This is a genomic window from Lutimaribacter saemankumensis (assembly GCF_900100005.1).
Classification (GTDB): Bacteria; Pseudomonadota; Alphaproteobacteria; order Rhodobacterales; family Rhodobacteraceae; genus Lutimaribacter; species Lutimaribacter saemankumensis.
In genome coordinates, this window is sequence record NZ_FNEB01000002.1 from 450,504 (window position 1) to 471,962 (window position 21,459).

Sequence of the window (21,459 nt, forward strand, 5' to 3'; positions counted from 1 at the left end):
CTCCCTGAGTTTGGCGAAAATCGCCGGTTTAATTCATCCAGAATCCGGATGATGTGCTGCGATACCCGAGTGTACGGTAGGTCGCGTCGACCAGCGACTGCCCCCGCGAATTGAGTAGTAGGCCCGGTCCTTGCCTGTTCATCGTGTAGGCGAAACCGAGTTGTGCCTCGGGATCTGCGAAGCCCACGGAACCTCCCGCTCCAACGTGGCCGAAGGCATTCCTTCCAATGATTAGGCTTTCGCCACCACGGTTCTCATGACGGTTGTCCATTCCGAGCATAAAACCCGGTCCGAACCGAGTTGGTATCTGAAGAGTTGCGTCCCTGTTCGTGGCGCTCGACGCCACCGAAAACGACGCGACTTTCGACGGGTTCAGCCCCAGTTCATCGCCGCCGTTTGCGAGTGCTCCAAACAGTCTGGCAAGAGCCCTTGCATTGCCAATTCCGTTTGCTGCACCAATTTCGGCCACGCGACCGGACCGTGTATTCAGGCCACGAACAGCCCAATCGCCGGAATTGAAAACGAATAAGTTCGCTATCGTTCCCTTTTGCTTTGCGGCTTTCATAAAGGCCGTCTCGGAGTCATTTGAACCAGGCCGCCAAACCTCTATTGGAGCCACGCGAGGCTCATGTTCTTCCGAAAGCCCAATATGAAAGTCGATGCCAAGGGCCTTGGCCACACGCTCTTTGAAAACCTGCCCCAGCGACGCTCCGGTCACTCGGCGCACGACTTCGCTTGCCAGAAAACCAAAAGTCAAAGCGTGGTAACCCACCCTCGATCCAGGTTCCCAAAATGGTTCTTGCTGCTCGAGCGCTTTCCGCATCCAATCAGGATCGATCAGCGCGTTCGATGGGGCAGGCACGGTTACGGCAGGCAGCCCGATACTGTGGTCAAGTATCATCCTGACCGTGGCGCGATCACCAGCCGCAAGGAGCTCTGGCCACAAAGCGCTTAGGGGCGAATCCAGATCAAGAAGGCCGTCATTTTCCAGAATATGCAGCACGAGCGCCGTTGCTGCCTTCGTGCAGGAAAAAAGTATGTGTATCGTATCGGAGGACCATGACGGTCCACCCGGCGTCTGTCGACCACCCCAGAGATCCACAACTCGCTGCCCGCCGACCTCAACAGATACCGACGCACCGAGCTCGCCGCGCTCCTCGAAATTCCTTTTGAAGACGTCTGCGACCAGTTCGAACCCGGGGGCACAATAGCCTCCTATTCCGCCCTCAACGCGGCTTGTATCAAGCGCAGTTTCCACGCGCATATCCTCCCATGGCGGCCTTCGATGGTCGCTTTCGATCACGGGTTGACAGGTTTAATCGCTTGTCTAAACCTATCGACTTAAATGATCGTTTTAGTTACGCTAGACATAATGTCGCACCTGGTCAAGGGCTGTGAAGCAAAGGTTCCAGGGCACTCAAAGAAGGCGAAAGAGAGGAAGACATGGACTCAAAAACTGAGGCCAAACCGGTAGCGATTGATCAAGAACTCCTCGCGGAAGCCGTTGAAATAGCTAATATTCCCACGCTGCTTATGCTTCTTGTGCAGATGACCGGCGACTTGGGTTGGCTGCAAGAGCCCTACAAACCGCGTCGTGCGCGGGGCCTCGAAGACAATGATACTGGCAGCCTCCCAGTGACCATACAGGACGAGATTCGTGGGGCCGCTCTGCGAGCAATTTTGGAGTGGTCAGAAGGCAAACCACTTGCGATCGCAAAGCCAGATCCGAAGCTCTTGGTTCAGATGCTTGAAACTGCAATGGATGAACCTGTCCCTGAAGACTACGGCGAGAATATCGCTGCCGGCCTCGGTCTTGAACCATATGCTCGCGAGTTGAAGCCGATAAAAATCCCTCAAGGCTTCAAGGCCATAATCGTTGGTGCTGGGGTATCTGGAATCTGCGCTGCTGTCCGCTTTCAAGCGGCAGGGATTCCTTACACAATTATTGAAAAGAACCCTTCAGTCGGAGGGACTTGGTTTGAGAATCAATACCCAGGCTGCGGAGTAGATACTCCCAATCACCTCTACTCATTCTCATTTGCTCCAAACGACTGGGAGCATTACTTCGCGCTCCGCGATGAGCTTTTTGACTATTTCAGGAGGGTGGCCGAAGACTTCAACATTCCACGCCAAACGATGTTCGAGACCAAGGTCGAGCGCGCAACTTGGGATAAGGAAAAAAAGCAATGGCATGTCGAAACTCATGGACCGAATGGTCGCGAGACTCTTGAAGCCAACATCTTGATCAGCGGCGTTGGAATTCTGAACACGCCGCTTGTCCCGAAGATCGATGGACTGGCAACCTTTGACGGCCCCGCTTTCCACACCGCTTACTGGCCAGAAGATTTGGACATGGCGGGGAAAAAGGTTGCGATCGTCGGCAATGGTGCGACTGCCATGCAGATCGTTCCTGCAATTGTTGACGACGTCGCGCATCTGACTGTTTTCGCAAGGTCAAAGCAGTGGGCCGCGCCTTTCCCACAATTCAGAAAGGAAGTGCCCGACCCCGTGCGCTACCTGTTGAAGACCGTTCCGTTGTATCAAGCATGGTATCGGCAGCGGCTGGCATGGACATTCAACGACAGGATTCACCCGGCTCTGCAAAGAGACCCGAGTTGGCCCGATCCCGAGCACTCTCTGAACGCAACTAACGACTCTCACCGCAGACAGTTCACCGAGTATGTCAAAGCTGAATTAGGCGACCGCCAGGATCTTTTGGAGAAGGTCCTGCCAGACTATCCACCCTTCGGGAAACGGATGCTTCTGGATAACGGCTGGTATCGCACCGTCGCCAGGGACAACGTAACATTGGTCACGGAACGGCTGTCGCAAGTCGACGGTTCGACGCTGACGGCCTCTGACGGCTCGACTCATCAAGCGGACATTTTGATCCTAGCGACAGGCTTCAAGGCAACTTCAGTTCTTTCGTCCATGGAAGTAGTCGGAAGCGCCGGCATTCCTGTTGCGGAAATCTGGAACGGTGATGATGCGCGAGCTTATCTTGGAACGACTGTTCCCGGATTCCCGAACATGTTCACCCTTCTTGGCCCGAATGTCGGTCTTGGACATGGCGGTAGTATTATCTCCAACATCGAGAACCAGATGGACTACGTGATGAGCATCATCGAACAAATGCTCGAAAAAGACGCCTTGGCTATCGAAGTGCGACAGGATGTGCACGACCAATACAACGAGAAGGTCGACGCTGCGCACGAAAAAATGGTTTGGACACACCCCGGCATGGACAACTGGTATCGGAACTCCAAGGGGCGTGTCGTGGCGATAACGCCTTGGAGGAACGATGATTTTTGGCGCATGACCCGCAAGGCAGACCTCAAAGAATACCGCTTACTCACCACCACCGTTGAAAAGAGCGAAATCGCCTAATGCCGATCCAGTGATCGCCATGGCGCTGGCTGACAGGGAAAGCCAGTTAAAACGATATAGGGAGGAAACTATGTTCAAAGTCGCCGCGAGCCCAGAAAGGCCTGAAACTCAAGATCCGCGCGTCCCATCGCGGGACAAAGTGGTTACGCGATACCTGATAGATCGGTTGGCAAACGAACAGCCAGATAAGGTTCTGGTGAAGTTCGACGACAATGGCGAAGAATGGACCTATGCAGCCTTCAGAGAAAAAATTCTGAGGACCTCCATCGGCCTTCAAAGCCAAGGAGTTTCGCAAGGCGATCATGTGCTGGTTTTCGCACCAAATAGCCGCGAACAAGTGCTCGTCTTTTTTGCTCTGAACTACATTGGTGCGGTCTACGTCCCGATCAACACTGCCTATAAAGGCAGCCTGCTTTCGCATGTGATCAACATTTCGGACGCCAAAGTCGCTTTCGTCCACGCAAGCTTGGTCGATCGCCTCGAAGGCATCGACACGCACAATCTCGAGAAGCTGATCGTTGTTGGCGGTAAACCAGCGTCAACCGTGCTACCTTCGGTGACCTATGAGACAGCGCTGCTCCCGGAGAACGGCGAACTCGCCCCTCTCGCGCGACCGATCGAGCCTTGGGACCCGATGTCGATTATTTTCACGTCCGGCACGACCGGTCCGTCAAAAGGCGTGCTGTCCTCTTACCTTCACCTTTTCACGAACGCCGGGCCCGAAAGCTGGCCATTCGTCACATCAGAAGATCGGTATCTTATCAACAGCCCGATGTTTCACATTGGGGGAATGGGGCCGATGTTCTGCATGCTCGCCAGAGGGGCGTCTTTTGCTATGGTTGAGCGGTTCGACACCACAACCTACTGGGACTCTGTTCGGAACACGGAAGTAACGGTAGCATTCCTGCTCGGCGTCATGGCGACATTCCTGGAGAAACTCCCTGAAAAGGATGACGACAAGGACAACCCGCTTCGATTGGTTCTCATGGTTCCTCTGGCGTCGAACGCGGAAAGCTTCTCAAAGAGGTTTGGTGTGGATGTCTACACCATTTTCAACATGACGGAGATTTCCACTCCAATCGTCTCGGAGCCAAACCCGAAAGTGCGAGGGACATGTGGCAAGGCTCGGGACGGTGTTGAAGTTCGCCTCGTGGATGAAAACGATTGTGAGGTGCCCCTTGGGGCAGTCGGCGAAATGCTTGTTCGCACGGATCGTCCTTGGGGTATGAACAGCGGCTACCATAAGAACCCTGAGGCAACTGCAAAGGCCTGGCGCAATGGCTGGTTCCATACCGGCGACGCTTTTACCCAGGATGCTGATGGCAACTTCTTCTTTGTAGACAGGATGAAAGACGCAATTCGCAGACGTGGCGAAAACATTTCTTCCTTTGAAGTTGAAGCTGAGGTCTGTGCTCACCCTGCAGTTCGTGAGGCGGCCGCAGTTGCCGTGCCATCGGAACTCGGTGAAGACGACGTTCTTGTTTGCGTGGCCCCCGTTGAAGGAAACGAAATCAATCCAGCCGAATTGATTGAGTTCCTGCGCGAGAGAATGGCGTATTTTATGATACCCCGATACATTCGCGTTTTGCCGGATTTGCCGAAAACCCCAAGCGCAAAAGTGCTGAAGCACGAACTGCGAGCCGAAGGCGTTACCCAAGATACATGGGATCGTGAAGAAGCAGGCATCAAGGTCAAGGGTGAGAGGTTTACAAAAGCCAGCTGACCGTTCAGTGCCAAAGTGAAAAACGGTCGGCTTTTTGTCGAGCCGACCGTTTTGCTGTCGAGTTTCCGAATATCCGTTCGGAGACGTATGCAATCGCACTTTAGCTTCCTGGTAGAAGGCTGTCAGCAATACTACCAAACTTGCTTTGACCGCCACGGAACGGCAGCCTTTAATGCAAGACGCACACAGAACGCGACAAGCAGCAAGCGGGCATCAAATAGGTAAGTCATGACAAACATATCTACTGGAGGCTGTCTATGCGGCGCTGTGAGCTTTCAAATTATGGGAGAGTTTGAGAGTTTTTTTCTCTGTCACTGCTCTCGCTGCCGCAAGGACAGCGGCTCGGCACACTCAGCGAACTTGTTCTCCTCTCAAGCGGAGGTCAAATGGCTGTCAGGTCAAGAACGCGTAAAGACCTTCACGCTTGCAGGATCCGAGCACTCCAAGAGTTTTTGCGCGGAATGCGGATCTGCCCTCCCAATTTTTCAAGAAAAGAACAACCTACTTGTCGTGCCGGCTGGCTCACTGGAAAGCCAGGTGAAAATAAGACCCAACGCGCATATTTGCTTCTCCAGCCGAGCGGACTGGGACAACCAATTAGCCGATTTGGTCAAGCTTGACGGAGTTCCAAGCTGACAGACTTGGAAGAGAGGCATCACTCCAAAGGATCAGCATCAAAGAATCTTGGACTTGTCTGCCATGAAAATCATTCTTGCAGCGATTGTTTTTGTTGGTTTGTCGCTCACTTCTCTGACGGCGCTTCGTCTGTTAGACCTGCGAGCCGATCAAACTGAGTGGGATAGGCTGGCTGCGCTTCAGCCCAAGGAACTGGAAGCCTTCGATCCTACCTTGGTTGCCGACCTGCCAGAAGCTGCGCGGCGCTACTTCAACTTTACAATTCGGCCGGGCACCCCACTCTTGCCGGTGGCAGAGATCGATATGCGTGGAGAATTCAGCCTCGGTTCGAAGGAGGCCCCCAGCTATCAGCCAATGGAGGCACACCAAATCCTTGCCGCACCGGAAGGATTTGTCTGGTCGATGCGCACGTTTGGCGGCGTGCCCGTGTCCGGATCAGACTCAGCAAGGTGGACCCGATTTTGGATAATGGGCCTGATACCCGTTGCTCGGCTCGGCGGTGATCCTGATCATACCCGGTCCGCTTTCGGCCGTTATGTGGCCGAAGCGGTTTTTTGGACGCCGGCAGCTCTATTGCCGGGTGCCGGTGCAACATGGGAAGCTGTCAACGAGAACACGGCTCGCGTAACCGTCCAACACGGCGCGCTTGAGCAAGAAGTCGAAGTCACCGTCGATGCGGAGGGACGGCCCGTGCAAGTCTCTTTCATGCGTTGGAGCGATGCCAATCCCGACAAAGTGCATCGGCTGCAACCCTTCGGCGGATATATGTCGGATTTCCGCGATGTGGGCGGATATCGACTGCCGTTTCGGATCGAAGCGGGCAATATGTTTGGCACCGACGACTACTTTGCCTTTTTCCTTGCCGAGGTCACTGAAATCAGGTTTCCGGGAGCACCACTGTGACCCTCATGATCTTAATATTCCAGATCGCAATTCCGATGATGCTGATTGGTTGGCTGGCCTTTCTGCCGGCGGCGAGCCTCGTCGGACTCATGTTGCAAGCAATGGGCACAGGTGCATTTCTCTTTGCCCTTGCACGGGTAGCGCAATGGGCGGTTCCGGTCTGGTGGTTCCCTTGGCTGTATGGAGGGCTTTGGCTGGTTTCTTTCGTCATTTCGCTCTCGCGGGTCAGATCGCCCCTATTATTGCCCCTGTTTCCAGATAAACCTCTCGAATGGGCTTTGTTTGCGCTGTCGATTGTTCTCTTGGGTGTCGGAAGCTGGTATGGCGCACGTGCGCTTGCAGGGCGGCACCTTCCACCCGTGGACATCGTGGATATCGCTAATCCGTTCGGACCAGGTCGATTTCTCGTCGGACACGGCGGCTCGAACAAACTTGTCAATGGGCATTTGCGAACTCTCGACCCGGAAGTTGAGCGATTTCGGCCGTGGCGTGGGCAATCCTATGCCGTGGATTTCTTCGGCTTGGGCCCATGGGGATTGCGTGCGGCCGGGTGGCGGCCTAGAGACCCCAATGCCTATGCGGTTTTCGGAGCAGAACTGAAAGCGCCCTGCAATGGCACAATCGTCAGGGCGGAAGACACGCTGCCTGACTTCGAGATTCCTGATCAAGATACGGTTAACCGACTTGGCAACCATGTCATCCTACGCTGCAGTGAAGCAGAGATCGTCTTTGCCCACATGCGGCAGGACAGCCTGAGCGTTGCCCCAGGTGACGACGTCGTGGTGGGGCAGCGTCTGGGAGCGGTGGGAAATTCTGGCGCATCCACCGAGCCGCATTTGCACATTCACGCGCAACGCCCTGCACCAGAAGCTGCGCCACCAATATCAGGCGAACCTCTGGCGCTTCGTATCGATGGACGCTTCCTTGTGCGCGGCGATCGCTTGAATGGAGCAACCAATTAAGTCGAACTTCTATGGCAATGCAATTTCATGAGTGGACGATTTGCTAACCCTATGAGCGAAAAGCTCGCCCTCCTCAGCGCGGCTATTGCCCTGCAGAACTCGTAAGCACACCACTCCCACGGTAAATAGGCTGAGTAGCTATTTCTTGATCGATAAGTTCTGCTTTGAGCCTCTCGGAAGCAGAACCAGCGAAACAAGGCCTGTGCCTGCCAAGATCGATGCAGCGCCAAGCCACGGCCAAAGGCCCGGAAGGATTGAGAACAGGAACAAATAGTCTTGTGCAAATGCCCATATCGGCCAAATCGTCAGTGGAACAGCGATAATACCGGCACTGACTTTCACGACAGCTGGGCACGTCTTCACACGAAACGCGAGCCATACAGAAAGCGCGGCAATAGCGACGGCAAGTGCGATGAACCCGCGCGCTATAATCTCAGCCCATAGGACACGCGCCATACCGACTGGTGCGATGTCGAGGCTATTCGACCAGTCGCGCAGGATCGTTGCGAACAGAGGCCAGGCGCGCTGGCTGTTCGACAGAATAACGATGCCATCACCAGTCTCAGGGATAAGGTGCATATGGCTCATCCAGCCATATCCCTGACCACCGTGCCAAACGGCCTCACGGCCATCCGAGAGTGCCTCGATGAAATGGCCAAGCCCGTAGCTATCGGCGGCGAAGCCAAATAGACCTTTTACTTTCACAACCGGCCGATACAGCGCTGCCCTGCTTTCTGCCGACAGGACGGATTGATCCGAGCCGTTCATGCTCGCAGCGGCGAAGCGTGCGATGTCACTAGCCGTGGTATACAGCCCGCCCGATGCCCGACCGGGGTAGACATAAGGGATTACTTGGCGCCCATGAAGGTCATGCCCAAGAGGCATCGGGGCCCCGGTCCAGTCAAAGCTTGCTGCAGTCATTTCGAGAGGCTTCAGAATCTCGCGGATCATCAGGGCACCGAAATCCTCGTTCGTGCAGTCCTCAATCGCGAGTTCCAAAAGATTGAACCCTGTATCGGAATAGGAAAACCCTGACCCAGGCGGGGCGATAAGCGCGAAGGTCTGCTCGAGGTGCTCGGGCAATGAGGGCCTGGATGCCTCGGGCGGAAAACGCGAAGTGAAGTCACCAAGGCCAACGCCAGCGCTATGACTCAAGAGCAGGCGCGGAGTGATCTGCTCCACGGCTGCTGGCAAACGCCATCGCTTCAGGCATTCATCAATTGGCGCATCGAGATCGAACAGTCCTTTCTCGGCCAGCCGCATGGCACCCCAAGCGGTAACGGGCTTGGCGATGGACTCCACTCGAAACAGCGCATCGGCGCTCATAAGCCGACCAGTCGTTGGATCGGCCATTCCAAAAGCCTTGGTCCAGACAGGATTGCCGTCCTCGATCAGCACCATGACCGCTCCCGCAACATCGTCCCGCTCCATGCGCTGCGGAACGACCTGTGTCAGACGTTCAACAAGCCCTTTATGCTCATCGGCATGCGGCAATGTCGGCTGCGAAACGCTCGCGGCGACAGTCAGAACCACAAAGCCTGCAGCTATGAACGAGTTGCGCATTGGATCACCGGCTCAAGGAAATCGCCAGGTCGGCAAGTGCTGCCTCAATTTCGGTCACGAGATCGCTGGTATCGTCCACAATGCCGATATCGCTATTGATCTGGAAGGCGACAGTCACTCCATGCTCAGGGTAATGACGCAAGCTGGACACATAGCCAGGGATCCAGCCACCATGCCCCCAAACCGGCCCTCTCGGAGTTTGCGGGTATATCGCGATGCCAGCACCATAGAGAATGCCCCGCGAGCTCTGATCGACTTGCACACCATCAAGCAACCTGTCGAGATAGGGAAAGCCCATCGCGTCCCCGTTAAAAAGCACATGCCCCCAGCGCGCGAGGTCAACCGATGTGGAAACAAAGCCTCCACCTGCGAACTCCACTGCCGGATTCCAAAGTAGCCGACCATCAGCGTCGGCAGTGCGTTCCGGCAGGCCGAGCGGGTTTTCGGGATAGGTGTAGCCTACTGCCAGGCCGGGCAGATTCGGGCCATCCGAAGGTTTTGTTCCAGTCAGTTTGAGCGGCGAAAGGAAACGTTCGTAAACAGAGCTCTGCCAGGGCTTCCCGGTTGTTTCCTCAATCACGAGGCCGAGTAGGACATAGCCCGTGTCACTATACGCCCAACCCGTGCCAGCTTCGAAAAGCGGGTCCAAGCCAGCCACGTAGCCGACAAGCTGTTCAGGAATAAGCTCGTTTTCTTCTGAATTAAATTGCGCGAAGGCTTCTTGGAAATCCGGCAGGTGCACGTGATCCGGCAAGCCAGCCGTGTGGTGCAGCAACTGATCAATCGTGATGCTTTCCGCGTTTGGAAGTGCGCCGAACCATGGCCGATCTCCCAGATAGGAAGAGAGACGATCTTTGCGCGATAGGTGCCCTTCATTTTCCAAAGCCAACACAGTTGCGGCAACGAAGCTCTTGCCAATGCTCGCGGCCAGCATTGGCGTGTCCGGGGTCATGACGCGTCCTTGCTCGATATCGGCCAAGCCGGTGGCTGCCGCCGTTATTCTGCCATCCGGGGAAACCACCGCCGCGGTGGCCCCAGGAAATCCATACCGCCTTTGAAAGTCTTCGAGACTTTCAGTCAGGCGGCTCGAGACAGACAGATCCTGCTGCGCCATCGAAGCCGAGGCCATGGAGGCAAATAACAGGGAGAAGAAAAGAGCTATACGCGTGAACATCTGCTTACCCGTCGGCTTGCTTGTCGTGCACAAGCCCAATCGGCAGAACATGAGTGATCGCATCGTCACGCGTGAACATTGCGCGTCGGTTCCACCAGACGACAACCACTGCCAGGACCACCAAAATCCATGTGTCCCAAGGCTGCGCATCAGCCCAGAACGGATTGATCAGTTGCCAGTGGAACAACATCGGCCAGAGAAGGCTACCCCTCGAAGAGTTGAAAATCGGCGTGACCAGAACAGCCAAAGTTACGTTTCCAATGAAAAATGGCACGAAGTTCCAGTCAGCGAAGACGACCCCAGCAAGGTAAAAGGCTGGAAGGTGCCAAAGTCCCCATGTCGCGCCAATCAAAATACCAGCCCAGAATGGCGCCATATGGCGTTGCAGCAAAGGTTGCATGATACCACGCCAACCGAACTCCTCGATCGGTCCAAGAAAGAGCATCATGAACATGACAGCCACAACGGCACCTAGCCCCTCGGGCGGAACAGGCGCCAAAACCGGCCCACCTTTGGCAAGTGACCCAAGGGAGAAAACGAGCGGCAAGACGACTAGGATAAACGCAGCCCAACCCCATTTCCCACGCCACAATAACAGCCTTGAGAGAAACGCACGGACACCCGAAACCCCACCGTGGACAAAGACGACGACGAAGGCTGCTATCGCGGGCGACCACGTCGCAAGGAAAAAGAATGGGTGTGACCCACTGATTGCGCCAAACGCTTCGGCGGCCGTCTCTGGTTTTATGACATAAATTCCGATCAAACCCCAGGTAACGAGGAACGTCACCGTCAGATACAAAACGAGGGCCGAGCTTGGAATCGTCTTTGAATAAAGCCTGGCCTTGATTGGCATCCGAAAGGTTCCGCAGCGTTGTCTTCGTTACGGTAGCTGCATCACATGATACGCGGACATTATGCGATGATCTGCATCAAGCTTTAGTTGTCCAACTTTGCCAGTCTGACGGATCGCATCAAAGCGGGGCACATCCTGCCCAATCAGAACCTCATATTGCCGTCACTCATAGACAACCTCTTCGGCTTCGATCGCTGTTTTCCATCCTTGGTAAGCCGTTTTCTTGACATAACGGAGGACCAATTCCGTTGGGGGGCATCAGTCACCAAACTGGATCAAACGGGCATTCGTTCCCGAACGAGCGTCGTCCAATATGAGCATCCCCATGCAATGACATCATCATTGAAGTCATACTCGGGATGGTGGAGGCCTGCAGACGGTCCGTTACCGATATTGATCATCGCACCGGGGACTTCGTTCAACATGAATGAGAAGTCCTCGCCACCAAGCGTCGGCGGCATGTCGGTTGTAACGTTCTCCTGACCGGCAACAATGCGAGCAGCGGCGGCAGCCAGTTCGACGTTTTCAGCATGGTTCACGGTCACCGGATAGTGCCTGATGTAATCCAACCGGCCCACTGCGCCAAAACTATCTGCGATCTGTGTCACCATACGACGCAAATGCTCTTCGATATGCGTTCTCACTTCTTCTCGAAGTGTGCGAACCGTTCCGGTAATTTCCAGGGTTTGAGGCACCACATTAAACGCGTTGCCGGCGTGTATAGTGCATAGTGAAACAGCAGCGCTATCAAACGGATTAATCGTTCTTGCTGTCATTGATTGAACTGCTTGGATCAATGCGGCTGCGACGGGCAGCGGGTCAATCGTTCCGTGGGGCATGGCTGCATGACCGCCTTTGCCTTCGATCTCGATTTTGATCTCATCTACTGACCCCATGATAGGTCCCGCGGCAGTCGTAAACTTTCCGACCTCCAAATTGGGCCGGTTGTGCATTCCATAGACTTCCTGGCAAGGCCAGCGCTCGAACAAACCGTCTTCAATCATTGCATGTGCGCCAGCTCCGCCTTCCTCAGCGGGCTGGAAGATAACAATGACCGTTCCATCAAAATTTCGCGTTTCTGCCAGGTGGCGCGCGGCCCCAACCAGCATAGTTGTGTGCCCGTCATGGCCACAGGCGTGCATCTTACCGGGCACTTTCGACGCCCAAGCCTTTTCCGTCGCCTCTTCAATCGGCAATGCATCCATGTCCGCACGTAGACCGATCATTCGCCCAGAGGACGTGCTCTTGCCTCTGATGACCCCCACAACACCGGTGCGGCCTATGCCTTCATGGACCTCATCGACACCTGCCTCACGTAGCCATTCGGCCACCCGTGCGGCTGTTCGATTCACATCGTAGAGTAATTCAGGATTGGCATGTAAATCACGCCGAAACTCAACCAACTGCTCTATTTCTCTAGCGACCCAATTCTCAACAGCCATGCGCTATCCCTCTTCACCCTGCTTCATCCGATATCGAAAGTCGCAATGGCTCGCTCCTTTCATGATGGTTTGTGTGCGAGTCAGCTCCATGTCCGGATTGTAGCCGATGCAAAAATCACCATCTCTATTGCAGCTCAGAAGATGACCGATATCGCCCAAACCCATTTCGCGATACATCTCGGCATATCGACACCGGGTTACGTTGAACTCCATTTTCTCTGCAGAAGTTTCGATCGGGTCAATCTGAAGTGCGTCCTCCCGGGTCCAATTGGGTAGGATAGCTGCAAAGTCTTCTAACGTAGGCGGATGATCTAGAAGCGCTGCGAGTTGTTTTCCCTGCTCGATCGCAGATCGTGAGCAAGTCTCTCCGATTACGGCCTCTGCTTCTTCTCGACCGGCACGTTCCGTGATTACATCCAGAACATGTTTCAACAGAAGAGCTTCTATCTTCCTCCGCAACAGGATCGGAATACTGTTAATATCCGTGGCCGACGGTTCGTTTGTATTGGCCTCAGTCATCATCTTCCTCACAACTTTGGTTCGCTCAGGTCTTTACGTCTGAGCCATGCAAGATAGGTGGGCGCCACGCGCCGCACGGCGGAATGAATAGGAAACGGTTTTGGTTCAGTGACCGGCAATGCCAATTCATTTTCGGGTATACCCGTCACCACTCGTGCCAACTCTCGACCCAACGCGGTGCCCAAAGCCACGCCTCTACCGTTACATCCGATCCAGGCCCAACCATCCGGCCCAAGTCGATGCACCTTGGGAAATCTGTCCCAATTCATTCCGATATAGCCTGACCAAACATGCGTCATCTCTGGAACGCCCATTTCTGGGAACGCCTCGGCCAGATTGCGCGCCGCCTTCCTACGCACGCGATTGGCGACGTCATGACTTCCTATCACGGCGCCGCCAGTGATTAAGCGATTGCGAGCATCATAGCGGAAAAATCGTAAATCGCCGCGGGTGTCGGATATCGCTTGCCGGCCCGGTAATATCGACGCACGAAGATTATCCCCAAGTGGTTCGGTAGACATCTGCCAACTCAGAACAGGCACGACCGACCGCGCTAACCGGGGTGCCAGCCCTGGTGCAAGTTCACCGGTATAGGCGTTCGTCGCCAAAATGAGAGCACGTGACTTAAGCACACCGTCCTTCGTTTCAATCCGCCACTGCGCACCCTCACGCCGGAAAGCGGAAACCGAACTGCCTTCGTGGATTTTTACACCGAGTCGTTCCGCCGCCTTCGCCATTGCGCGCGCCAATGCCAACGGATTGATATGGCCGCCTGTCGGATTGAACATACCGCCATACCAAAAATCGGTGCCAAGCAGCTCCTGTGTCTGCGCAGCATCTTTGAACTCGGCCGGGAAACCGAACCGTTGCCACGCGTCAACGCGCTTCTGAGATAGTTTGACACGTCCGGGAGAGTGTGCCGGCTGAAACCAGCCTGTCTGCTCTGCCTCTGCGTCCATGTCATATTCGCGCACAAGGTCAAATAGAATGGAGGCGGAGTTGCCAATAAGACTCACCATTCGCCTACCCGCCTCACCAAAGCGCGATACCCATGCATCAGGTTCCGCGGCTGTGAGTGTGGGAATAACTTGCCCGTTGTTTCGTCCCGACGCACCCCACCCGACTGCGCGCCCTTCCAAAACCGTTACGGAATGCCCCCGGCGTGCGGCCTCGATGGCGGCGGAAAGCCCAGTAAACCCGCCTCCTACGATTGCTACATCTGTCTCAGCTTGTCCTGACAGGGCCGAGGTTGTGATACGCTCTGGCGCCGTAGCGGCCCAAAGCGATGGTGGGAATTCGACAGTCACGCAACATCCTCCGCACGGTCGCCACTTGCCTCATGTGGCAGCCAAAACCACCGCAAGGCCTCTTCTTCCGATGAAAGCTCCGTTGCGTCCACATTGGCTTGCACACGTGCTTTGCGAACAATTCTCTCTGCCTCGGCCAGGCATGTTTCAAAATCAGGCGTATCCAATGCTTTCCGCGCAGAAGACTTCTGCCAAAGCATGGACAGGGTTTCGGGCGGCGCATCGTCTACCTTGGTCGTTGCGCGCCAGACGCCAGACTTCAAATCTAACCGATAGAGAGGTAGAAGCTCAAAGCCACGTTTCGCGATGAACTGAACAGCACGAACGATATTGTCGACGTCATTCTCGGAAAAGAACCAGTTGACGCCCAGACGAGCCCAGCCAGGACGAAACGCAGAATGACCGTGCTCAACAGCAGCCTCATGCCGCCGAGTCAAATCATTGTCGATCCGCAGCAGGCTGTGTCCATAAGGCCCGGCACAGGAGCAGCCACCCCGCGCCTGGATGCCAAAAAGATCATTTAGCAATGCGACCACGTAGTTGTGATGCAGGAAACGTTGCCCGGCTCGGATATTGAACGAGAAGATCCCTATTCGCGGCTCGTGGACGGGGCCCAGAAGTTCAACTCCATTTATTTTCAGAAGCCCGGCTTCCATCTGGGCCGTCCGAGCCATTTCCAGCTGTTCTACCTTTTCTTCGTCCATATCGCGCTTCAGTTGGAGCACCATTCCAGCACGAATGTTTTCGATAATCGAAGGCGTTCCGGCCTCTTCCCGGCGCTCGGCATCGGAAACGTAATTATGCCTTGTAGCGGTTACGTAACTAACAGTCCCCCCACCAGCTACGGTCGGGCGCGAGCTATCAAGCAGGTTGCGGTCGCAAATCAAAAGACCCGAAGCACCAGGCCCCCCCGGGTATTTATGTGGAGAAATGAAAGCGGCGTCGATCCTGTCGCCCGCCCCTCGCGCGGATTCCGCCAATCGCACAGGAATATACGGAGCAGCTGCTGCATAATCGACTACCGCCCAAGCGTTATACTTGTGCAGAATCCGTGCGACTTCCCGTATATTCGTGCGCACACCAGTCACATTTGAGGCGGCAGATACAGCTCCGATTTTTTGGGAAAAATCACGATGTTTTACTAGCGCAGCCTCTAGGCTATCCAAACATATAATGCCTTGTTCATTTAGCGGAATGCGAACGATCTTGGCGCCGCTTTCACGCCACGGCAGGTCATTGGAATGGTGTTCGTAAGGTCCAACAAAGACAACGGCCTCTTCGCCGAACCCCTTCAAACTTAATGCTCGGATCAGCTTGTCTGCAGCTCCCGTGCTTCCAGAACCTGCAAAAACAACTGCATGGCCTTCGTCGGCATCGACTGCCTTGCGCACAGCGTTGCGTGCCATCTCGCGGAGCTGTGTCGAGCGGCGACCCGTGAACGACGTCTCGGTATGAGTGTTGCCATAGAATGGCATCACATGGGTTCGAATTGCGTCCTCAATAAAGCCCAATGAACGACCCGAAGCCACGTAGTCGGCGTAAATAAGCGAGCGGGGCCCGAATGGGCCAGGGATAGCACGACCCTCACCTATGATCGATTTACGGATATCTTCGATATGCAAAGACATGGTGTCCTCAAGCTGCATCGATGCCTCTGACCGGGGGCGTCCAATCCTTGCCCGGGATCGAGGAAAGAAGGTTACGGGTATACGGGTGCTGCGGGTTGGCAAAGACGTCGGCTGTAGGTCCTGCTTCCACGACTTCGCCTTTTTGCATAACCATTATCCGGTCACACAACTGAGCAGCCACGCGCAAATCATGCGTCACAAAGAGCAGCGACAGGTCTAGTCGGTCGCGCAGGTCTGCGAGCAACTGAAGAACTTGTGCCTGAACACTGACGTCCAAAGCCGACACAGGCTCATCTGCAACGATAACCCTAGGTTCTAGTGCAAGCGCGCGCGCTATGCCGATACGTTGCCGTTGCCCCCCAGAGAACTCATGAGGGAAGCGGTCTGCCGCTGCTGGTGACAACTCAACCATCTCAAGCAACTTGCGCGCTTTTTCGCGCGCTCTCTCTGGAGGCACACCATGCACGATTGGACCTTGTGCTATCAAATCAACTACCCGCTTTCGCGGATTCAGCGAAGCCATCGGGTCCTGGAAAACCATTTGGATGTGCTTGCGCATCGCTCGTAACTCGCGCGGCGAGCACGCAAGCAGATCTTTGCCATCTAGTTCAACGGCGCCTTGGTCTGCATCGAGCAGGCGCGTCACGATCCTTGAAACGGTAGTTTTTCCTGAGCCGCTTTCGCCAACCACCCCTAGCGTTTCACCCCTGTGCAGCTTGAAACTCAAGTCTTTGACAGCTGTGACGGCACGGCGCTTTCCAGAGAGCAGTCCGCCCCGTGCACCGAAAGTCTTCTTCAATCCTCGAGCCGACAGAACCACGGGTGGATCGCTTACCGGCTTCGGAACTGGTGGCTTAAGGTCTGGAACCGAGGCAATCAAAGTGCGTGTGTATGGATGCTGCGGGTTGTTCAGGACTTCATCCGCCGGTCCTTGTTCGACAACTTCACCCTGACGTAGCACCACGACCTTATCTGCGATCTCAGCGACAACCCCGAAGTCATGCGTGATGAAGAGCACTCCGGCTCCGTCCTCGCGCTGCAATTCGCGAATGAGCTTGAGGATTTGCAATTGTGTGGTCACATCCAGCGCTGTCGTCGGCTCGTCCGCAATGATAAGACGAGGCGAAAGCGACAGGGCCATAGCGATCATTACACGTTGACGTTGTCCACCCGAAATCTGGTGCGGATATGCATTGTATGCCGAAGGAGGATCCGGGATGTGCACCCGGTCGAGCATTTCCAACGCATGCGCCCGCCGCTCCGCGCGACTTGCCTTCATATGCAGCCGCAGGACTTCGTCGATCTGCCAACCCACCGTCTTCTGGGGGTTGAGTGCAGTCATCGGCTCTTGGAAAATCATAGAAATACGGTTGCCGCGGATGTCGCGCATGGCCGTCTCGGAAAAAGATAGTAAGTCGTCTCCCTCGAATTGTATTGAGCCGCCAGAAACTCGGACCGATGGCTCGGGCAGGAGGCGCATAACAGCGCCAGCAGTGAGGCTCTTGCCAGAGCCACTCTCTCCAACCAGGCAAACGATTTCACCGGACGCCACGCTCAGGCTCAACCCATCGAGGGCATAAGGCCGGTCAGACCCTTTGGGCAGTGCGATGCGCAAATCACGAATATCCAAGATAGCTTCGGTCATTTTTTCTGCCTCGGATTCAATGCATCGTTCAGCCCCTCGCCCAAGAGCGAGAAACTAAGCACAGTTAGAACGATGGCGATGCCGGGTATCGCGGCACAATACCATGCCGTGCGCAAAACAGCCCGGCCCTGTCCAATCATGTTTCCCCAGCTCGCATAGTTTGGGTCGCCGAGCCCGAGAAACGCCAAGGCGCTTTCGAGAAGGATGGCCAAGGCCATAATCACACTGGCATAAACAACCACCGGCGGCATGGCATTCGGCAAGATCTCTCGGAAAATAATTGCGCCATTGCTCACCCCTAAGTTTCTGGCTGCATCCACGAACTCGCGGCCTCTGAGCGACATGAATTCGGCACGCACCATACGGGCAGGAGCGGTCCAGCTCACAATGCCAATGGCCAATGTGATCCATTCGATCTTGGACCCCATAATTGCCACCAGCGTCAGAAGAAGAACGAAATTCGGAATCGTTTGGAACGCCTCCGTAATCCGCATCAACACATCATCGACCCATCCACCGAAATATCCAGCCAGCGCACCGATAAGCACCCCGATAGCGATCGAAATCAGCGTTGCGATCACCCCTATCAGGAGTGAAATTCTAGCGCCGTAGAAGATACCAGCCAGGATATCCCTACCAAGCTGGTCTGTTCCCAAAGGAACGGAAGAGTTCGTGAAGGGCGGCGTCAGGGGGTCCGCGGCTCGCGCAAGTGGATCTCCGGGAGCGACGAGCCCTGCAGTCAACGCCATGATCACAACAATTACAAAAAGACCTAAACCGAGCATCGCAGCTCGATTACGGCGGTAGCGCTGCCAAAATGCGACGAAACGGGACGGCCCCTCGGGCCGGATATCAGTATCCAAAACAGTCATTTCAGTTCGATCCTGCTGTCGAGCCGCGCGTAAAGGAGGTCTGTGACAAAATTCACGATGACCACGATAATTGCGCAAAGGAAGATGATCCCCATCAGTGTGTTCATGTCTCTCTGAACCACCGACTGATAAGCCAGCTGTCCCAGACCAGGCAGGGTAAAGATCGTTTCGACGACGACAGAACCACCAAGGACTGTCGAAAACTGCAAACCTAGAAGGGTAACGACAGGCAACAAAGCATTGCGCATGATATGGTGGAACATAAGGCGAGCCTCTCCAGCTCCCTTGGCTTTGGCCGTGCGAACATAATCTAAATCAGCCACCTCAAGCACAGAGGCACGCATCAAGCGAAGATAGAAGCTGAGATAGATCAACGACAAAGCTGCTGTCGGCATAACCAGATGACGAGCCACGTCCAGGACATGGTCCCAACCAGTGTAAAAACCGGCGATGGTCTTAATTCCGCCGACCGGTAGCCAACCAAGCTTCACCGAAAAAACCAGCATCATCATAAGTGAAAGGAAAAAGCTGGGCGTGGCGTAAAAAATCAACCCAAGCGTGGAGATCACATTGTCCGTCAGGGAATAGACGCGACGCGCTGCGATCGCTCCAAGCGCCACACCAATAGTGAACGCCAACGATAGTGACGTTGCCATCAGAAGCAGTGTGTTTCCTAGGCGATCCAAAAGAACGGTTGCGACAGGCTGTTCGTAGACAAAGCTCCAGCCGAAATCGAAGCTGGCAAGTTTGACCATGTAGCGCCACAGCTGCACCCAAACGGGCTGATCGAGGCCATACTCCGCACGCAGACGCTCGATGAAGGCTGCATCCGCACCTCCCATGTCACCCACGAGCGCATCCACCGTATCGCCCGGCGCAAGCTTAAGGAGCAGGAAAGTGCCGATCATGATCAAGATGACCACCGGGATCGACTGGATCAAGCGTCGCAGGGCATAGGACAAAATTGGAGGTATAGGCAGCGGCATAGAGCTGACTTCCTTAAGACTTGCGAAGTAGTCGGCCGTGCGGAGGCGCCAAAACCACCAACACTTGAAGCCGAAAAATGCGAAGAGAAAGGGTGTCCGAGATGCCCACGTGGGGCACCTCGGATCATCCTATTGATCACTCATCCAGCCACAGGTCATACCAGCTGGAGCTATTCCAACGCGGCGTGTTGTGGTGATTTTTGAGCTTCTTCGACGTCACCGAAATGAATGGGTGTTCGATTGCGAAGATAACAGGCAGCTCTTCCATCGCTCGACGCTGGATTTCATGATACATCGATGCCCGCTTTTCTGGGTCGAGTTCGGATGCGGCTGCATCAATCATGTTGTCGATTTCGTCGGACTGCCAACCAAACTGGTTCGTCCAAGGTGTCCCAACAGGAGAGCCGGAACGAAGCCAAACCATTGTAGAAACTGCAGGGTCGGAACGGAACTGGTGCCAACCGTTTGCCGTATCGAAGTCATGGTCGCGATAAACGCCATTCAAGAACCCCGGAGCATCGTTGGTCAGGATTTCGACGTCTATGCCAATCGCTTTCATCGATTGAGCATAATACTCAGCCCAGAGCTGGGTGTATTCGCCCCAGGGTGCCGGCCTATGCCGAAGCTTGAAGCGGAAACCATCGTCCTTCACCGGGTAGCCAGCTTCATCCAGCATCTTCATCGCCAGATCCGGGTCGAAATCATAAGTTTTCACATCATCGGTGTAGTTTTCACCACCGGCAGACGGAACAGGCCCACGACCGGGCTTGGCAAAACCGCGCATGATCGTCTGGATCGCGTCCTCGATGTTCAGAGCGTGATACATCGCCTGCCGCACCTTGAGATCTGCGAGGATTGGGTTGCGATGATTGAATTCGAGTGTCGAGTGGGCAACGTTATTCTCGTAGCCCTTGGTGCCCACTGTGAAACGGTCATCATTGGACAAACGTTCGATATCGGCCATTGACACGCCGATGAACCCCGACTCGTGCACTTCACCAGCTTCAAGTGCAGCCGCGGCGGCAGACCGGTCCTTGATAAACCGCCAAACAATTCTGTCGAGATAAGGATAACCTTCTCGCCAATAGTCTTCGTTCTTAACAGCGAGGACGTATTGCCCGCGCTCATATTCAACGAACTTGAATGGCCCGGTGCCTACTGGGGCAGTGTTATACTCATTCTTCAGGATATCTGTGCCTTCATACAGATGCTTGGGCATGGGGTGTCCAAGGTCAGGCATCGCCGCGACAAACAACTCCAACGGCATAGGCTTTGAGTAGTTAAAAACGGCAGTATGGGGATCTGGGCAATCGACCGACTCAAGATTTTGCTGCAGAGTCGAGCTGTAATTGAGTAGCTTTTTCCACATCTCCATTGCGGTGAAGCTCACATCCTCACAGGTAAAATCTGCGCCATCGTGCCATTTCACTCCTTCGCGCAGCTTTACAGTGATGGTCAAACCATCGTCGCTACCAGTCCACTCTGTGGCCAGAACGGGCTCATACCCGTCATAGCTTTTGTCGATCAACGGCTCTACGATCTTACCAGAGATGTTGTAAACGCCTGTGGATGCCCGAAGCGCCGGGTTTAGAATTCGTTGCTCGGAAACCATGTGGATGACTGCAGTTCCACCGTATTTGGGCTCCTCCTGAGCGAAAACCGCACCCCCCAGAACGCCGGCTGCAATACTGCTGGCCAGCACCAGACGCAGTCCCTTTGTCGTCTTCACCATGGCAATGTCTCCCAGTTGCAAATGACCGCGAAAATGGCGGCTCTCTTTGGATACCCGGATAGTCCGTTGACAAGATGACGCATGTCAACTGAAAAACTACAATATCCTCAAAACTAGGAAAATC

At 54.9% G+C, this 21,459-nt stretch carries 17 protein-coding genes; 5 read left to right on the forward strand and 12 right to left on the reverse strand.

The features are described 5' to 3' along the window. Window positions 1–28: 28 nt before the first annotated feature. A complete protein-coding gene (locus BLT50_RS06880) occupies window positions 29–1,264 on the reverse strand; it encodes a serine hydrolase domain-containing protein (RefSeq protein WP_090027891.1) in 1,236 nt (411 codons plus the stop codon). A gap of 179 nt (window positions 1,265–1,443) precedes the next feature. Here BLT50_RS06880 and BLT50_RS06885 point away from each other — a divergent pair, with 179 nt between their 5' ends. The 5 genes from BLT50_RS06885 to BLT50_RS06905 all read left to right on the forward strand — a co-directional run bounded on the left by BLT50_RS06885 (window position 1,444) and on the right by BLT50_RS06905 (window position 7,611). Continuing rightward, window positions 1,444–3,387: a flavin-containing monooxygenase gene (locus BLT50_RS06885; RefSeq protein ID WP_090027892.1), complete on the forward strand. Its 1,944-nt coding sequence runs from the start codon at window positions 1,444–1,446 to the stop codon at window positions 3,385–3,387. Between the two features lie 70 nt (window positions 3,388–3,457). Next, on the forward strand, window positions 3,458–5,110 hold the full coding sequence (locus BLT50_RS06890) for an AMP-binding protein (RefSeq protein ID WP_090027973.1): 1,653 nt from the start codon (window positions 3,458–3,460) through the stop codon (window positions 5,108–5,110). Between the two features lie 228 nt (window positions 5,111–5,338). Beyond that, window positions 5,339–5,746: a GFA family protein gene (locus BLT50_RS06895; RefSeq protein WP_090027893.1), complete on the forward strand. Its 408-nt coding sequence runs from the start codon at window positions 5,339–5,341 to the stop codon at window positions 5,744–5,746. A 63-nt stretch (window positions 5,747–5,809) separates the two neighbouring features. Then, entirely contained in the window at window positions 5,810–6,649 is an 840-nt protein-coding gene (locus BLT50_RS06900) for a DUF6544 family protein (protein WP_090027894.1), read from the forward strand. Between the two features lie 5 nt (window positions 6,650–6,654). Further along, window positions 6,655–7,611, forward strand: a complete 957-nt coding sequence (locus BLT50_RS06905; RefSeq protein ID WP_090027895.1) for a M23 family metallopeptidase — start codon at window positions 6,655–6,657, stop codon at window positions 7,609–7,611. Window positions 7,612–7,749: 138 nt separating this feature from the next. On the opposite strand, the gene BLT50_RS06910 is transcribed toward BLT50_RS06905, so the two are convergent. From BLT50_RS06910 to BLT50_RS06960, 11 genes are all read right to left on the reverse strand, one after another. After that, window positions 7,750–9,174 (reverse strand): serine hydrolase domain-containing protein, encoded by a 1,425-nt coding sequence (locus BLT50_RS06910; RefSeq protein ID WP_090027896.1) that lies wholly within the window; start codon window positions 9,172–9,174, stop codon window positions 7,750–7,752. A gap of 4 nt (window positions 9,175–9,178) precedes the next feature. Then, the gene (locus BLT50_RS06915; protein ID WP_245723314.1) at window positions 9,179–10,348 is read right to left on the reverse strand and encodes a serine hydrolase domain-containing protein; all 1,170 of its coding nucleotides are present in this window, start codon (window positions 10,346–10,348) and stop codon (window positions 9,179–9,181) included. Window positions 10,349–10,352: 4 nt separating this feature from the next. Continuing rightward, window positions 10,353–11,204: a CPBP family intramembrane glutamic endopeptidase gene (locus BLT50_RS06920; protein ID WP_090027897.1), complete on the reverse strand. Its 852-nt coding sequence runs from the start codon at window positions 11,202–11,204 to the stop codon at window positions 10,353–10,355. Window positions 11,205–11,479: 275 nt separating this feature from the next. Further along, window positions 11,480–12,646 carry a M20 aminoacylase family protein gene (locus BLT50_RS06925; RefSeq protein WP_090027898.1) on the reverse strand — a complete coding sequence of 389 codons (1,167 nt, stop codon included), beginning with the start codon at window positions 12,644–12,646 and terminating at the stop codon, window positions 11,480–11,482. Window positions 12,647–12,649: 3 nt separating this feature from the next. Then, window positions 12,650–13,168, reverse strand: coding sequence for an L-2-amino-thiazoline-4-carboxylic acid hydrolase (locus tag BLT50_RS06930; RefSeq protein ID WP_245723315.1), 519 nt, complete (start codon window positions 13,166–13,168; stop codon window positions 12,650–12,652). A gap of 5 nt (window positions 13,169–13,173) precedes the next feature. After that, window positions 13,174–14,472 (reverse strand): NAD(P)/FAD-dependent oxidoreductase, encoded by a 1,299-nt coding sequence (locus BLT50_RS06935; RefSeq protein WP_090027899.1) that lies wholly within the window; start codon window positions 14,470–14,472, stop codon window positions 13,174–13,176. Continuing rightward, window positions 14,469–16,118, reverse strand: a complete 1,650-nt coding sequence (locus tag BLT50_RS06940; protein ID WP_245723316.1) for an aminotransferase class V-fold PLP-dependent enzyme — start codon at window positions 16,116–16,118, stop codon at window positions 14,469–14,471. Before BLT50_RS06940 ends, BLT50_RS06935 begins: the two co-directional genes overlap by 4 nt. After that, a complete protein-coding gene (locus BLT50_RS06945; protein WP_090027900.1) occupies window positions 16,108–17,745 on the reverse strand; it encodes an ABC transporter ATP-binding protein in 1,638 nt (545 codons plus the stop codon). The genes BLT50_RS06940 and BLT50_RS06945 overlap by 11 nt, the downstream gene beginning before the upstream one ends. Further along, window positions 17,742–18,617 carry an ABC transporter permease gene (locus tag BLT50_RS06950; RefSeq protein ID WP_090027901.1) on the reverse strand — a complete coding sequence of 292 codons (876 nt, stop codon included), beginning with the start codon at window positions 18,615–18,617 and terminating at the stop codon, window positions 17,742–17,744. Before BLT50_RS06950 ends, BLT50_RS06945 begins: the two co-directional genes overlap by 4 nt. Beyond that, window positions 18,614–19,603, reverse strand: a complete 990-nt coding sequence (locus BLT50_RS06955) for an ABC transporter permease (RefSeq protein ID WP_281241621.1) — start codon at window positions 19,601–19,603, stop codon at window positions 18,614–18,616. Before BLT50_RS06955 ends, BLT50_RS06950 begins: the two co-directional genes overlap by 4 nt. A gap of 136 nt (window positions 19,604–19,739) precedes the next feature. Continuing rightward, window positions 19,740–21,335 (reverse strand): ABC transporter substrate-binding protein, encoded by a 1,596-nt coding sequence (locus BLT50_RS06960; RefSeq protein WP_090027902.1) that lies wholly within the window; start codon window positions 21,333–21,335, stop codon window positions 19,740–19,742. Window positions 21,336–21,459 lie beyond the last annotated feature (124 nt).

Excerpts from the sequence above, each read along its gene's own strand:
- BLT50_RS06960 (WP_090027902.1), bottom strand. The coding sequence starts at position 21,335 with ATGGTGAAGACGACAAAGGGACTGCGTCTGGTGCTGGCCAGCAGTATT.
- BLT50_RS06950 (WP_090027901.1), bottom strand. The coding sequence starts at position 18,617 with ATGACTGTTTTGGATACTGATATCCGGCCCGAGGGGCCGTCCCGTTTC.
- BLT50_RS06905 (WP_090027895.1), top strand. The coding sequence starts at position 6,655 with ATGATCTTAATATTCCAGATCGCAATTCCGATGATGCTGATTGGTTGG.
- BLT50_RS06920 (WP_090027897.1), bottom strand. The coding sequence starts at position 11,204 with ATGCCAATCAAGGCCAGGCTTTATTCAAAGACGATTCCAAGCTCGGCC.
- BLT50_RS06930 (WP_245723315.1), bottom strand. The coding sequence starts at position 13,168 with ATGATGACTGAGGCCAATACAAACGAACCGTCGGCCACGGATATTAAC.
- BLT50_RS06955 (WP_281241621.1), bottom strand. The coding sequence starts at position 19,603 with ATGCCGCTGCCTATACCTCCAATTTTGTCCTATGCCCTGCGACGCTTG.
- BLT50_RS06940 (WP_245723316.1), bottom strand. The coding sequence starts at position 16,118 with ATGCAGCTTGAGGACACCATGTCTTTGCATATCGAAGATATCCGTAAA.
- BLT50_RS06890 (WP_090027973.1), top strand. The coding sequence starts at position 3,458 with ATGTTCAAAGTCGCCGCGAGCCCAGAAAGGCCTGAAACTCAAGATCCG.
- BLT50_RS06915 (WP_245723314.1), bottom strand. The coding sequence starts at position 10,348 with ATGTTCACGCGTATAGCTCTTTTCTTCTCCCTGTTATTTGCCTCCATG.
- BLT50_RS06880 (WP_090027891.1), bottom strand. The coding sequence starts at position 1,264 with ATGCGCGTGGAAACTGCGCTTGATACAAGCCGCGTTGAGGGCGGAATA.
- BLT50_RS06900 (WP_090027894.1), top strand. The coding sequence starts at position 5,810 with ATGAAAATCATTCTTGCAGCGATTGTTTTTGTTGGTTTGTCGCTCACT.
- BLT50_RS06895 (WP_090027893.1), top strand. The coding sequence starts at position 5,339 with ATGACAAACATATCTACTGGAGGCTGTCTATGCGGCGCTGTGAGCTTT.
- BLT50_RS06910 (WP_090027896.1), bottom strand. The coding sequence starts at position 9,174 with ATGCGCAACTCGTTCATAGCTGCAGGCTTTGTGGTTCTGACTGTCGCC.
- BLT50_RS06945 (WP_090027900.1), bottom strand. The coding sequence starts at position 17,745 with ATGACCGAAGCTATCTTGGATATTCGTGATTTGCGCATCGCACTGCCC.
- BLT50_RS06925 (WP_090027898.1), bottom strand. The coding sequence starts at position 12,646 with ATGGCTGTTGAGAATTGGGTCGCTAGAGAAATAGAGCAGTTGGTTGAG.
- BLT50_RS06885 (WP_090027892.1), top strand. The coding sequence starts at position 1,444 with ATGGACTCAAAAACTGAGGCCAAACCGGTAGCGATTGATCAAGAACTC.